The following is a 14643-nucleotide window of genomic DNA, read 5'->3' as shown; positions in this document are numbered from 1 at the left end:
TCGCGCCCGCATTATAGTGAGCGCAAACACCCTTACGGTTTGTTACGCGGGCAACCGCTCGAGTTGCGCGCCGAGCTTCTCGAGCGTGCTCTGGAACTCGGCGAGACGCTTCTGCTCCTGCTCGACCACGGCGGGCGGCGCTTTCGCGACGAACGCCTCGTTGCCGAGCTTCGCCTGGCATTTCGCGATCTCGCCCGTCAGGCGCGCGACTTCCTTCGACAGGCGCTCGCGCTCCGCCTTGACGTCGATCTCCACCTTCAGCACCAGCTTGTTCCGGCCGACGATCGCGATCGGCGCGCCGTGCGCTTCCTGGTCGAGCGCGGCTTCGTCCGCGAGGATCTGCACGTCGGACAGGCGGGCGAGGGCCTGCACGTACGGCGCGAACGCGCGCAGGCGCTCGGCGTCGCCGGCCGCGAGCAGCGGCACCTTGGTCGCCGGCGACAGGTTCATCTCGCCGCGCAGGTTGCGGCACGCGTCGATGATCGCCTTCAGGTCGGCCGCCCATTGCTCGGACGCCTCGTCGATCTTCTTCAGGTCGGCGACCGGATACGGCTGCGTCATCAGCGACGCTTCGCCTTCGGCCTTGCCCTGCGGATAGCGGCCCGCGAGCGGCGCCACCTTCTGCCACAGCGCTTCCGTGATGAACGGGATGATCGGGTGCGCGAGGCGCAGCACCGTCTCGAGCACGCGCAGCAGCGTGCGGCGCGTCGCGCGCTGCTGCTCCGGCGTGCCGTTCTGGATCTGCACCTTCGCGAGCTCGAGATACCAGTCGCAGTACTCGTCCCAGACGAACTTGTAGATGCTGTTCGCGATGTTGTCGAAGCGGTAGTCGGCGAAGCCCTTCGCGATGTCGGCCTCGGTGCGCTGCAGCAGCGACACGATCCAGCGGTCGGCCGCCGAGAAATCGAGGTAGCCGCCGGGGCCGCAGTCGCCCGCGCCGCACAGTTCCGGCTTGTCGAGCCCGCAGTCGTGGCCTTCGCAGTTCATCAGCACGAAGCGCGTCGCGTTCCACAGCTTGTTGCAGAAGTTGCGGTAGCCTTCGCAGCGCGCGAGGTCGAAGTTCACGTTGCGGCCGAGCGTCGCCATCGACGCCATCGTGAAGCGCAGCGCATCGGTGCCGAACGCGGCGATGCCGTCCGGGAATTCCTTGCGCGTCTTCTTCTCGATCGTCGCGGCCTGCTTCGGGTTCATCAGGCCCGTCGTGCGCTTCGCGACCAGCGCTTCGAGGTCGATGCCGTCGACGATGTCGATCGGGTCGAGCGTGTTGCCCTTGCTCTTCGACATCTTCTGGCCTTCCGCGTCGCGCACGAGGCCGTGCACGTAGACGGTGTGGAACGGCACCTGGCCCGTGAAGTGGGTCGTCATCATCACCATCCGGGCGACCCAGAAGAAGATGATGTCGAAGCCGGTGACGAGTACCGACGACGGCAGGAAGTGCTTCAGCTCCGGCGTCTCGTTCGGCCAGCCGAGCGACGAGAACGGCACGAGCGCCGACGAGAACCACGTGTCGAGCACGTCCTCGTCACGCTTGAGCGCGCCCGCGTAGCCCTTCGCGGCCGCCTGCGCGCGCGCCTCTTCCTCGTTGCGCGCGACGAACACCTCGCCGTTCTCGCCGTACCACGCGGGAATCTGGTGGCCCCACCACAGCTGGCGCGAGATGCACCAGTCCTGGATGTTCTCGAGCCACTGGTAGTAAGTGGTCGTCCAGTTTTCCGGCACGAACTTGATCTGGCCGCTGCGCACCACGTCGAGCGACACGTCGGTGATCGACTTGCCCGGGTTGAACGTGCCTTCCGGCGCCGGCTTCGACATCGCGACGAACCACTGGTCGGTCAGCATCGGCTCGATCACGACGCCCGTGCGGTCGCCGCGCGGCACCATCAGCTTGTGCGGCTTCACGGAATCGAGGAAGCCCTGCGCGTCGAGGTCGGCGACGATCGCCTTGCGCGCGTCGAAGCGGTCGAGGCCGCGATACTGCTCGGGGCCGTTGTCGTTGATCTTCGCGTCGAGCGTCAGGATCTCGATCGGCGCGAGGTTGTGGCGCAGGCCGACCTGGTAGTCGTTGAAGTCGTGCGCCGGCGTGACCTTCACGACGCCGGTGCCGAATTCGCGGTCGACGTAGTCGTCGGCGATCACCGGGATCTCGCGGCCCGTCAGCGGCAGCGTGACGAGCTTGCCGATCAGGTGCGCGTAGCGCTCGTCTTCCGGATGAACCATCAGCGCGACGTCGCCGAGCATCGTCTCGGGGCGGGTGGTCGCGACGGTCAGCGTGCCCGAGCCGTCGACGAGCGGGTAGCGGATGTGCCACAGGTGGCCGTTTTCCTCTTCGCTCGCGACCTCGAGGTCGGACACGGCGGTGAGCAGCACCGGATCCCAGTTGACGAGGCGCTTGCCGCGGTAGATCAGGCCCTGTTCATAGAGCGTGACGAACACGTCGCGCACGGCGGCCGACATCTTGTCGTCCATCGTGAAGTATTCGCGCGACCAGTCGGGCGACGCGCCGAGGCGGCGCACCTGGCCCGTGATCGTCGACCCCGATTTTTCCTTCCATTCCCACACGCGCTCGACGAACTTCTCGCGGCCGAGGTCGTGGCGCGACACGCCCTGCGCGTCGAGCTGGCGCTCGACGACGATCTGGGTTGCGATCCCCGCGTGGTCGGTGCCCGGCACCCACAGCGTGTTCTCGCCGAGCATCCGGTGGTAGCGGGTGAGGCCGTCCATGATCGTCTGGTTGAACGCGTGGCCCATGTGCAGCGTGCCCGTGACGTTCGGCGGCGGCAGCTGGATCGAGAAATCAGGCCGGCCCGGGTCGAACGCCGGGGCGGCGTAGCCGCGTTTTTCCCACTCCGGCCCCCATTGGGACTCGATGGTGTGGGGCTCGAAACTCTTCGCCAGCGTGCTGTCGCTCATGGTCGGAAATTTGCTGAAAAATGCGTGAATTGGATACGTAAACCATCGATTATAAATGGATGCGCATCGGCCGGTCACCGCCCGCCGCGCCGACGGGTCGCGCCGCGCTGATCCCGGCAAGTCGCGCGGCGGATTTATAATGGCGGACTTACGTTCCACCGCACGCCCGCTGCCACTCCATGCCCGATCTGCTCGCGAATCTGAACCCTGAACAATACGCCGCCGTCACGTTGCCGAACGAACCGGCGCTGATCCTCGCGGGGGCGGGCAGCGGCAAGACGCGCGTGCTGATCACGCGGATCGCGTGGCTGATCCAGCAGGGCTACGCGTCGCCCGCGACCGTGCTCGCCGTCACCTTCACGAACAAGGCCGCGCGCGAGATGATGGCGCGCCTGTCGGCGATGATGCCGATCGACACGCGCGGGATGTGGATCGGCACGTTCCACGGCCTGTGCAACCGGATGCTGCGCGCGCACTACCGCGACGCGGGCCTGCCGCAGACCTTCCAGATCCTCGACACGTCCGACCAGCTGTCCGCGATCAAGCGGCTGATGAAGGGCGCGAACATCGACGACGAGAAGTATCCGCCGAAGAACGTCCAGTACTTCATCAACAATGCGAAGGAGCAGGGGCTGCGGCCCGACAAGGTCGACGCGACCGACAGCTTCAACCGCAAGTTCGTCGAGATCTACCAGGCCTACGACCAGCAGTGCCAGCGCGAGGGCGTCGTCGACTTCCCCGAGCTGCTGCTGCGCTGCTACGAGCTGCTCGCGCACAACCCGCCGCTGCGCGCGCATTACCAGGCGCGCTTCAAGCACATCCTCGTCGACGAGTTCCAGGATACGAACAAGCTGCAGTACGCGTGGCTGAAGCTGCTCGCGGGCGGCCAGAACGCGATCTTCGCGGTGGGCGACGACGACCAGTCGATCTACGCGTTCCGCGGCGCGAACGTCGGCAACATGCGCGACTTCGAGGACGAGTTCCGGGTGCGCAACCTGATCAAGCTCGAACAGAACTACCGGTCGCACGGCAACATCCTCGACGCGGCGAACCACCTGATCTCGAACAACGCGCACCGCCTCGGCAAGAACCTGCGCACGGATGCCGGCCACGGCGAGCCCGTGCGCGTGTACGAGGCGGCCACCGATTCGCAGGAAGCGGGCTGGATCGTCGAGGAGATCCGCTCGCTGATCAACAGCGGGATGGCGCGCAGCGAGGTCGCGATCCTGTATCGCAGCAACGCGCAGTCGCGTGCGATCGAGCACACGCTGATGACGGCCGGCATCGCGTACCGCGTGTACGGCGGCCTGCGCTTCTTCGAGCGGCAAGAAATCAAGCACGCGCTCGCGTACCTGCGCCTGATCGACAACCCGAACGACGACACCGCGTTCGCGCGCGTCGTGAACTTCCCGGCGCGCGGCATCGGCGCGCGCTCGATCGAGCAGCTCGCAGATGCCGCGCGCCTGTACGGCTGCGCGATGGCCGCGGCGATTCCGTACGTGACCGGCAAGGCCGGCTCGAGCCTCGGCGCGTTCGCGAACCTGATCGCGAAGATGCGCGCCGACACGCAGCAGATGAGCCTGCCGGAAACGGTCGAGTACGTGGTGCGCGCGAGCGGCCTGGCCGATTTCTACCAGGGCGAGCGCGAAGGCCAGGACCGGCTCGAGAACTTGCAGGAACTCGTCAACGCGGCCACCGCGTTCGTCGGCGAGGAGGGCTACGGGCTCGACACGCCGGCCCGCTCGATTCCGCTGCGCGCGGGTGCGATCGCCGCGCCCGAGCTTCGCGCGCAGCCGGACGGCGCGGCCGTCGACGTGCTCGACGCGGCGCCGCTCGGCGACCCGGCGCAAAACCCCGACACGATGACGCCGCTCGCGGGCTTCCTGTCGCATGCGTCGCTGGAGGCCGGCGACAACCAGGCGCAGGCCGGCCAGGACGCCGTGCAGCTGATGACGGTGCACGCGGCGAAGGGGCTCGAATTCGCGGCGGTGTTCATCACCGGCCTCGAGGAAGGGCTGTTCCCGCACGAGAACAGCGTGCTCGAATCCGACGGCCTCGAGGAGGAGCGGCGCCTGATGTACGTCGCGATCACGCGCGCGAAGGAGCGGCTCTACCTGTCGTTCGCGCAAAGCCGCATGCTGCACGGCCAGACGCGCTACAACGTGCGTTCGCGCTTCTTCGACGAACTGCCGCAGCACGTGCTGAAGTGGCTGACGCCGAAGGTCGAGGCGGGTTCGCGCTGGGGCGGCGGCCGCAGCGACAACGCGGCCTGGGGGCGCGACTGGTTCGCGCGGCCGGGCGGCGGCAGTCGCGAGCAGATCGTCGATGCGGCCGTATCCGCGCCGCTGCCCGCGTTCGCGAACCAGCAGCGCGCGGCGGACACCGGCTTCCGGGTCGGCCAGCAGGTGTTCCACACCAAATTCGGCGAAGGCACCGTCACCGCGCTCGAAGGCAACGGCGCGGATGCGAAGGCCCAGGTGAAATTCAAGCGGCACGGCGAGAAATGGCTCGCGCTGGCGGTCGCGAAACTGCAGGCGGTCGAATGAGCATGAGCATCACGTCTTCTTCGCCGGGCAAGCCGCTCGGCATTCTCGCCGCGCTGCCCGAGGAACTCGGCGACCTGATCGCCGCGATGCGCGCCGAAGGTGCGGTCGAGACGGTCACGCTCGGCCGCCGCGACTATCACGTCGGCGTCGTGCACGGCGCGGCGTGCGTCGTCACGCTCGCGCGGGTCGGCAAGGTCGCGGCCGCGGCGACGGTCAGTGCGCTGATCCACGTATTCGGCGTCGCCGGCATCGTGTTCACGGGCGTGGCGGGCGGCGTGTCGCGTGCGGTGCGGGTGGGCGACGTCGTCGTCGCGGATACGCTGCTGCAGCACGATCTCGATGCGTCGCCGCTGTTCCCGCGCTACGAGGTGCCGCTGCTCGGCATCACGCATTTCGAACCCGACGCCGAGCTGTCCGCGCGGCTGAAGGCCGCGTGCGCGCAGTTCATCGCGGAAGAGGGCGGCGCGCTCGCCGAGCGCTTCCGGCTCGCCGGCGCGCAGCTGCGCAACGGGCTCGTGATCAGCGGCGACCGCTTCGTGTCGAGCGAGCGCGAGGTCGTCGCGTTGCGCGACGCGCTGCCCGATGCGCTCGCGGTCGAGATGGAAGGCGCCGCGATCGCGCAGGTGTGCGTCGAGCACGGCGTGCCGTTCGCGCTCGTGCGCACGATCTCCGACACCGCCGACGATCACGCGACCCAGTCCTTCTCGCATTTCCTCGCGGAAATCGCCAGCGCCTACTCGACCGGCATCCTCAAGCGTTTCCTGACGCTGCATGCGGCGACGGCGGCCTGAGGGCCGCCGCCGTCCGATTCCCCGGGCCGCCGGCGCGCCTCGCCGCGTGCCGGCCCCGTCGCATTGCCGGCGCTACGCGCGCCGGCTGCCTTTGAGGTCCGGCAGGAACACCGTCAGCACGCCGATCAGCGGCAGGAACGAGCACACCTTGTAGACGAGCGTGATGCTCGTTGCGTCGGCAAGCTGGCCGAGCGCCGCCGCGCCGACCCCGCCGAGGCCGAACGAGAGCCCGAAGAACAGCCCCGCCACCATCCCGACCTTGCCGGGCATCAGCTCCGTCGCATAGACGATGATCGCGGCGAACGCCGACGCGAGCACGACGCCGATGATCACGGACAGCACGGTGGTCCAGAACAGGTTCGCGTACGGCAGCAGCAGCGTGAACGGCGCAACGCCGAGGATCGACACCCAGATCACGTACTTGCGGCCGATGCGGTCGCCGATCGGCCCGCCGATCAGCGTGCCGGCGGCCACGGCCGCGAGGAACACGAACAGGTGGAGCTGCGCGGCCTGCACCGACAGGTGGAACTTGTCGATCAGGTAGAACGTGAAATAGCTGTTGATGCTCGCCAGATAGAAATACTTCGAGAACACGAGCAGCACCAGCACGCCGACCGCGGCCATCACGCGGCCGCGCGACAGCGTCGCGTGCGCCGCATGCGCGGCCTTCTTCTTCATCGACGGATGCTGCCGGTACCAGCGGCCGATCCACGCGAGCACCACCATCGCGACGAGCGCGGCCGCCGAGAACCACGCGATGCTGTGCTGGCCGTGCGGAATGACCACCAGCGCGGCGAGCAGCGGGCCGAGCGCGGAGCCGGCATTGCCGCCGACCTGGAACACCGACTGCGCGAGCCCGTGCTGGCCGCCCGACGCCATCCGCGCGACGCGCGACGATTCCGGATGGAACACCGACGAGCCGCAGCCGACCAGCGCCGCGGCGGCCAGCAGCATCGTGAAATTCGGCGCGACGGCCATCATCAGCAGCCCCGACAGCGTGAAGCCCATGCCGACCGGCAGCGAATACGGCTGCGGGCGCTTGTCGGTATAGAGGCCGATGAGCGGCTGCAGCAGCGACGCGGTGATCTGGTAGGTCAGCGTGATCAGGCCGATCTGCGCGAACGACAGCGCGAACTGGCTCTTGAGCATCGGGTAGATCGCGAGGATCAACGACTGGATCATGTCGTTGAGCAGGTGCGAGAAGCTGATCGCGCCGAGGATCGGATAGACGGTGCGGGCGGCGGCCGGCGCCGCGGACGGCTGGGAGGCCGGCGCGGCCTGGCCGGCGGCGCGCGTGTCGAGGCTGGTTTCCATGAAGGCTGGGCGAGTTGAGGTAGAGGGCGCGCTCTGTGCGGGACGGCGCGTTGAAATCGTTGCAGCGTCAAACGAGTGTAATGTGGCGTGTCATGAATGTCCGGACAAGTTTTGTCGCGAACAGGACATCAAGGGACGAATCGTCGCGCGTGCGGCTTTTTGGCCGGGTATAACGCTGGCGGCGCGCGCCATATCCGGCGCCGCCGGGGCCGGATACACGTTCGTCCGGACTCAAGGAATGCCGACGGCGGCCGTAGAACCGATACAGATTCCAGAACGAGCGCGCCGACCCGGGCACCGGCCACAAGCCGCCCCGGGCCGGACGCGCAGGCGCGGCAGCCATCGCGGTGACGCCGGAACCGACCTTTCCGGCCGCGTGATCAATACGGGGACTCATCTGATGAAAGCAGCTACTCTGCGTCCGCAGCCGGACGCTCCTGTCGCGATGCCGGACGACGGCGCGAAGCGGGCCGGACGCACTGCACGGGCAGCCCGGCCCGCGCGGCGGCCGTGGAGCGTGAAGGCCACGCTGCGCGCCGCGTTCGCGGTGCTGCTGGTCGGCACGCTGGCGATGGGGGTGTTCTCGCTCGCGCAGATCAGCCGCCTGAACGGCTCGATCGCATCCGTCTACGAGCAGGGGCACGTCGCGAGCCGCGCGGCGCAGGACGTGCGGGCCGAGGTGCTGCGCGCGAGCCGCGCGCAGAAGATGCTGCTGACCGCGTCCACCGCGAAGGAGCGCGACGAGCTCGGCGCCGAGATCGATGCCGGGCTCGCGTCGATCGGCAAGGCGCTCGGCGCGCTGCAGCAGGATGCCGACCCGCAGGACGCGGACGATGCCGCGCGGCTGCGCGCGTTCGCGTCGGCGGTCGGCACATGGAGCGGCCATCTGCGCGATTTCGTCACGCTGGTGCGCGCGCAGCCGCTCGACCTGTCGCAGATGAACTGGCAGGTCGGCACGCAGGACGTGTCGCTGCTGGTGGAGACGGGCAAGCTCGAAAAGCTCGTCGCCGATCTCGTGAAGACGCGCGGCGCGAAATCGAAGGCGACGCTCGATGCGTCCGCCACGATCTTCTCGTCGTCGTTCGCGATGATCGCGGCATCGACCGTCGCGCTGATCGTGCTCGCGTTCGTGATCGCCGAGCGGGTGGTGCGCCGTCTCGTCGCGCAGCTCGGCGGCGAGCCCGCGTACGCGAAGGCGATCGCCGCCGATATCGCGAGCGGCGACCTGACTCGCCCGATCACGCTTGGCGCACACGACCGCGACAGCATGGTGCGCGCGCTGTCCGACATGCAGGCGGGGCTGGCGTCGACGGTCCGCGAGATCGCGGTCAGCGCCGAGGCGATCGCGTCCGCGTCCGGCGAGATCTCGATGGGCAACCTCGACCTGTCGCAGCGCACCGAGCAGCAGGCGGTCGCGCTCGAGAAGACCGCGGCCAGCATGGAGCAGCTGACGTCGACGGTGCGCCAGAACGCGGAGAACGCGCGGCAGGCGAGCACGCTCGCCGGGAATGCGTCGGCGGTCGCGGAGGCGGGCGGCGAGGTGGTCGGCCGGGTCGTCGCGACGATGAACGAGATCGACGAGAGCGCGAAGAGCATCCGCGACATCATCGGCGTGATCGAGGGAATCGCTTTCCAGACCAACATCCTCGCGCTCAACGCGGCAGTCGAGGCGGCGCGGGCCGGCGAGCAGGGGCGCGGCTTCTCGGTGGTGGCGGGCGAGGTGCGCTCGCTCGCGCAGCGCGCGGCCACCGCCGCGAAGGAAATCCGCTCGCTGATCGGCGCGTCGGTCGATCGCGTCGCGAACGGCGCGGCGCTCGCGCACGATGCGGGCCGCACGATGGACGACATTGTGCGCGCGGTGAAGCGCGTGACCGACATCATGGGCGAGATCTCGGCCGCGTCGAGCGAGCAGAGCGCGGGCATCGACGAGATCGGCCGCGCGGTCACGCAGATGGATGCGGGCACCCAGCAGAACGCGGCGCTGGTCGAGCAGGCCGCGGCCGCGGCGCGCGCGCTCGACGATCAGGCGCAGTCGCTGAAGGCGCTGGTCGGCCGCTTCCGCTATGCGGCCTGACGCGCGGTTCGACGCCTGAACGTGACAGCGGGGCGGCGGCGCGCCCCGCGCGGATTACGACTTCTTCCGCTTGTTGTCCGGATCGATGATCACCGTGCAGGTCGTGCCGGCCGACAGCAGCACGCCGGCCGGCACCTCGTCGATCTTGATCCGCACCGGCACGCGCTGCGCGAGGCGCACCCAGTTGAAGGTCGGGTTCACGTCGGCGACGAGGTCGCGGCTTTGCGGGTTGTCGCGGTCGAAGATGCCGCGCGAGATGCTCTCGACGTGGCCCTTCAGCACGCCGCCGCTCATCAGCCGCATTTCGGCCGGCGCGCCGACGCTCACGCGCGGCAGCTTGGTTTCCTCGAAATAGCCGTAGACCCAGAACGAATGGCTGTCGACGATCGCGAGCTTCGCCTGGCCGGCGGTCGCGTAGTTGCCCTTGAAGGTCTGCAGGTTCGTGATGTAGCCGTCGACCGGCGCGACCACGCGCGTGCGCTCGAGGTTGAGCTTCGCGGCGTCGAGCGCGGCGAGCGCCTGCTGGTACTGCGCGTCGGCGCTCGACGCGCTGTGCGCCGCGTTCTCGCGGTTTTCCTTCGACACGACGAGGGCGTCGAGATCCGCGCGGCGGGCCGCGTCGTCGCGGCGCATCTGCAGTTCCGCGCGGCGGGCGGCGACGGCCGCCTGCGCCTGCTCGACCGCGATCTGGTAGTGCGACGGGTCGATCTGCATGATCAGGTCGCCTTTCTTCACGAGCTGGTTGTCGTGCACCGGCAGGTCGACGATGGCGCCCGACACGTCAGGCGCGACGTTGACGATTTCGGCGCGCACGCGCCCGTCGCGCGTCCACGGATCGTCCATGTAGTGCACCCACAACGAGCGCCCGATCAGAATCGCGACGATGAGGATGACGGCCGTCGCGACGAAGCCGAAGAGTTTTCGCAGGATCATGATTGTGTTGGTTCAACGGTAAACGGCGAGACTCAGTCCGCCGCAGATGCACACGAGAAGGCAGGCCCGGAACAGCGACGGGTGCCAGACGAGTCGGTAGAGCCCGGTGTAGGCGAGCAGCCGGTCGACCGCCCAGGTCGCCAGCGCGCCGATGACGAACATCAGCACCACCGTGGGCATGTAGGCATCGAGAATGGCGAGTTCACGCGGCATCATGACGAGGTTCCTTGTTGAGTGGGCGCGGCGCGGCGGTTCAGCGACGCGAGCGGCGATTCCGGGTCGAGCAGCGCGGTGCGCACGAAATGCAGGTGGCTCAGGATGCGCTGCAGCCGGTGGCGTTCGTCGCGCGGCGGCGCGAACGCGTCGAGCGCCTGCCGGGTCGCGTCGATCGCGGCGACGGTGGCCGCGAGCGTCGCGTCGAAGCGGGCCGCGGCCGGCTTCGCGAACAGCGCGGACAGCGCGTGGCGCATCGTCTCGATCTCGCGGCGCCACGGCATCGACGGCGCGTAGCGCGGGTCGGGCGGCAGCGCCGCGAGCTCGTCGCGCAGGTCGATCGCCGCGTTGCCGGCTTCGAGCACCGCGAACATCCAGCGCAGCGCGTCGCGCTGCACGTCCGGCTGGTCGGTCGAGATCGTGTGCGCCTGGTACATCAGGTCGCGCGCGCCGCTCTCGAAGCGCGTGCGCAGGCCGGCGAGGCGAGCATGACAGGCCGCGACCGCCTGGTGGCGCAGGTCCGCGAACAGGCGCTTCTTCAGCCACGGCGCGCTCGGCGGGAACAGCACCGCGAACGCGATCGACGACACGAGCATCGACAGCACGAGCGCGAGCGCATCGTTCATGAAGCTCGACGGGTCGTAATGCGTGATGCTGTCCGGGCCGGCAAGGAAACAGAAGAAGATCAGGTAGCCCATGCCGTAGCCCGCGAGCTTCGGTTTCAGCGTCATGTAGATGCCGATCGCGAGCAGCGGCGCGAGCGCCGCGCACAGCAGGACGAAGCCGTCGATCCGCGGGTAGATCCCGAACATCAGCAGAAAACCCGTGCAGACCGCGAGGGCCGTGCCGATAGCCATTTGCGCGGACATCGCGGTCGGGCGCGGCGTCGACGACGCGAGCGCGCAGGTTGCCGCTGCCGTCAGCACCAGCGTGACGCCGTTCGGCCAGGCGCTTTCGATCCAGAACCAGCCGAGCGCCAGGATCACCGTCGCGGTGCGGATGCCCGCGATCACGGCGGCCGTCAGATTGGTGCGCGGCTCGTAGCGCTCGATCCAGCGTTCGCGCTCGTGCATCGCGGTCGCGAGCGACGCATAGGTCGCCGCATACGCGTGCAGGTCGGTGATGAAGCGGTACAGCAGCTCGGCGGCCGTGTCGAAGTCGAGCAACGGGCAGTCGGGCTGCGTTTCGAGTTCCGCGCGTGTCGCGCGGATGCGGCGCGGCAGCGCGTCGCGCCACGCGAGCAGCTGTTCGGCGGTGCGCGCGGCGTCGGCCGACGTGCGCACGGGTTCGCCGTTGCGCGTGAGCAGCGGCGCGATCTCGCGGAAATACGGTTCGATCGCCGCGATCGCGGCTTGCGCGCCGGCCGCGTGCAGCCGGTTCATCAGCTGGTGCAGCGCGTGAAAGCGGCTCGACGCGCTCATGAACTCGCTGTTCAGCCGCGCGAGGCGGCCGCTGCGCATGCGCGTGTCGGGATCCTCGAACACGGCCATGCTGCGCGCGGCCTCGAAACCGACCACGTCGGCGACGAAGCGGGTATGGATGGCTTCGATGTGCGCGCGGTCGAGCTGACCCGACAGCGCCGACGCGACGTAGTCGACGAAACTTCCGAAGCGCTTGCGTACCGTCGTGCGCATCTGCTCGCCCGTGTACTGCGGAAACACGAGCGCGCTGACGACGCCCGCTGACACGATCCCGACGATCACCTCGGAGACGCGCGTCAGCGCGCTCATGAATGCGCCGTCCGGGTGTTGCGAGGCGGGGAGGCCGATCAGCGCGGTCGTATAACCGGCGAGCAGGAAACCGTAGCTGCGGAAGTTGCGGTTGCGCGCGGCGCCGGCCGTGCATAGCGCGATCCACAGCGCGATGGACAGCAGGAACAGCTGCGGCTGCTGCGGAAACAGCGAGACGAACGTGAGCGTCGCGACGAGTCCGAAGATCGTGCCGGCGACCCGGTAGAAACTCTTCGCGAACACCGCGCCGCTTTGCGGCTGCATCACGATGAACACGGTCGTCATCGCGGTCTTCGGCGCCGGCAGGTCGAGTCGCATCGACACGCCGAGGGCGATGAACGCCGCGAGCAGCGCCTTGACGAGATAGAGCCACGCGACGCCGTCGGTGCGGGCCCAGTCGCCGAGCGTGGCGAGCCACGCCGGCAGCGGGCGGCCGGCGGGCGTGGACGCGGAGGAGGTGGCTGACATGGCGAGTGCTCCGCGTGTCAGTGTGCCGCCGGCGCGCTGGCGGCGGCAGCGGCGGCGGTCGCGGCCCGCACGGCGGCCTTCGGATCGGCCTTCCGCATGCCCGACGCTTCGGCGCCCGGCACGTCCTCGCCCGTCTCGACGCCGCCGCCGAGCGCGGCCATCAGCTGCGCATGCGCGGCGAGGCGTTCCGCGTCGATCCGGGCGGCCGTCTCCTGCGCGCGCAACAGCTGCTGCTGCGCGACCAGCACGTTCACGTAGTCGGTCAGCCCGCGCCGGAAGCCTTCGCGCGACAGCTGGTAGCTGCGGTCGTTCGCGGCCACCGAACGCGCGGCGTCCTTCTTCTGCGTGTCGAGCGAGCGGATCCGCACGACCTGGTCGGCGATGTCCTTGAGCGCGCCGACGATCGTCTGGTTGTAGTGCTCGACGGCCTGGTCGTAGCCGGCCGACGCCGCGCCGAGCTGCGCGCGCAGCCGGCCGCCTTCGAAGATCGGCAGCGACAGCGCCGGGCCGGCGGTCCAGCCGCCGTTCATCGCGCGCAGGAAGTCGGCGAACGGCGCGGTCACGCCGAAGCCGCCGACGGTCGCGAGCAGGTCGATGTTCGGATAGAACGCGGCCTTCGCGACGTCGATGCCGCGCGCCTGCGCGTCGACCGTCCAGCGCGCCGCGACGACGTCCGGCCGGCGGCCGAGCAGGTCGGCCGGCAGCGCGGACGGCAGGCCGGCCGGCGCGTCGAGCGCGAGCTTCGGCCGCGTGATCGCGTCGCCCGCGCCGGGCCCCTTGCCGGCGAGCGCGGCGAGCTGGTGACGGGCGAGCTGGATCGCTTCCTCATACGAATCGATCTGGCGCTCGTAGTCGGGCAGCGTCGATTCCGCCTGGCTGACCTCGAGCTGCGTGCCGAGGCCGGCCTGCAGCCGCTTGCGCGCGAGCTCGGCGAGCGCGTGCTGGCGCTCGAACGTCTCGTGCGCGAGGTCGAGCAGCGCGTAGTTCATCGACATGCCTATATACGCGCGCACCACGTTGACCTCGAGCTCGAGCCGCGCCGCGCGGGCGTCGGCCGCGGTCGCGTGCGCCATGTCGAGCGCGCGCTCGGTCGCGTTCTTGTCCTTGCCCCACAGGTCGAGGTGATACGACAGGCCGAGCGTGCCGGTGTTGTTCCAGGTGTCCGCATTCGCGAGCGGCCCCGGGCCGTAGAACACGTTGTCCGGCCAGTGCTGGCGCATCAGCGACAGGTTGCCGTTGATCTGCGGCAGTTCGGCCGAGCGGGCGACGCGGGCCATTGCCTGCGCCTCGCGCACGCGCGCCTGCGCGGCCGCGAGCGACGGGTTGCCGGCCTGCGCGGCCGCGATCCACGCATCGAGTTGCGGATCGCGATATGCGCGCCACCAGTCGGCGGCGGGCCAGCCGGCGTCACGATCGGCCGCGCGGATCGCCGCGCCCGCGTCGAGCGAAGCCGGATCGGTCTGAATGGATTGGGGTTTGTTGTCGCCCATGCTCGCGCATCCGGCCATTATTAATGAGACTGCAAGAACCGCGAGTGCGAGCGTCCCTTTTATTGCCGGAGACTGCACGATTTTCTCCCTTTCGGATATAGATGAGCCGGAGAGGATTATATTTTTCAGCAATTCCTGAATAAATGGACAACGGTGCAAGTCATTTTTACAAAA

Annotated in this window: 9 protein-coding genes; 3 read left to right on the top strand and 6 right to left on the bottom strand. The window is 68.9% G+C overall.

Going from position 1 to position 14643, the window contains the following annotated elements:
• Window positions 1-42 precede the first annotated feature (42 nt).
• Window positions 43-2910, bottom strand: a complete 2868-nt coding sequence (locus ABFO07_RS11970) for a valine--tRNA ligase (protein WP_059907028.1) — start codon at window positions 2908-2910, stop codon at window positions 43-45.
• Between the two features lie 179 nt (window positions 2911-3089).
• Here ABFO07_RS11970 and ABFO07_RS11965 point away from each other — a divergent pair, with 179 nt between their 5' ends.
• Both ABFO07_RS11965 and ABFO07_RS11960 read left to right on the top strand, forming a co-directional pair.
• A complete protein-coding gene (locus ABFO07_RS11965; protein WP_059567132.1) occupies window positions 3090-5456 on the top strand; it encodes a UvrD-helicase domain-containing protein in 2367 nt (788 codons plus the stop codon).
• 2 nt (window positions 5457-5458) lie between these two features.
• On the top strand, window positions 5459-6247 hold the full coding sequence (locus tag ABFO07_RS11960; protein WP_059885629.1) for a 5'-methylthioadenosine/adenosylhomocysteine nucleosidase: 789 nt from the start codon (window positions 5459-5461) through the stop codon (window positions 6245-6247).
• Between the two features lie 72 nt (window positions 6248-6319).
• On the opposite strand, the gene ABFO07_RS11955 is transcribed toward ABFO07_RS11960, so the two are convergent.
• Window positions 6320-7561, bottom strand: a complete 1242-nt coding sequence (locus ABFO07_RS11955) for an MFS transporter (protein WP_060016772.1) — start codon at window positions 7559-7561, stop codon at window positions 6320-6322.
• A 400-nt stretch (window positions 7562-7961) separates the two neighbouring features.
• On the opposite strand from ABFO07_RS11955, the gene ABFO07_RS11950 reads away from it, so the two are divergent.
• Entirely contained in the window at window positions 7962-9635 is a 1674-nt protein-coding gene (locus tag ABFO07_RS11950) for a methyl-accepting chemotaxis protein (protein WP_059805576.1), read from the top strand.
• A 54-nt stretch (window positions 9636-9689) separates the two neighbouring features.
• Here the strand turns inward: ABFO07_RS11950 and ABFO07_RS11945 are convergent, their stop codons facing one another.
• The 4 genes from ABFO07_RS11945 to ABFO07_RS11930 are packed head-to-tail and all read right to left on the bottom strand — an operon-like array spanning window position 9690 to window position 14547.
• Complete coding sequence (locus ABFO07_RS11945) at window positions 9690-10568, bottom strand: efflux RND transporter periplasmic adaptor subunit (RefSeq protein WP_059907030.1); 879 nt, start codon at window positions 10566-10568, stop codon at window positions 9690-9692.
• A gap of 12 nt (window positions 10569-10580) precedes the next feature.
• Window positions 10581-10784 carry a DUF1656 domain-containing protein gene (locus ABFO07_RS11940; protein WP_010092591.1) on the bottom strand — a complete coding sequence of 68 codons (204 nt, stop codon included), beginning with the start codon at window positions 10782-10784 and terminating at the stop codon, window positions 10581-10583.
• On the bottom strand, window positions 10781-12979 hold the full coding sequence (locus tag ABFO07_RS11935; RefSeq protein WP_059567141.1) for an FUSC family protein: 2199 nt from the start codon (window positions 12977-12979) through the stop codon (window positions 10781-10783). The genes ABFO07_RS11940 and ABFO07_RS11935 overlap by 4 nt, the downstream gene beginning before the upstream one ends.
• Before the next feature lie 17 nt (window positions 12980-12996).
• Window positions 12997-14547, bottom strand: a complete 1551-nt coding sequence (locus ABFO07_RS11930; protein ID WP_347467300.1) for an efflux transporter outer membrane subunit — start codon at window positions 14545-14547, stop codon at window positions 12997-12999.
• Between the last annotated feature and the right edge of the window lie 96 nt (window positions 14548-14643).

The sequence above is a fragment of the Burkholderia stagnalis genome, from assembly GCF_039848545.1.
Classification (GTDB): Bacteria; Pseudomonadota; Gammaproteobacteria; order Burkholderiales; family Burkholderiaceae; genus Burkholderia; species Burkholderia stagnalis.
Note: the sequence above shows the minus strand (reverse complement) of the source record. Positions and strands in the feature narration are given on the sequence as shown.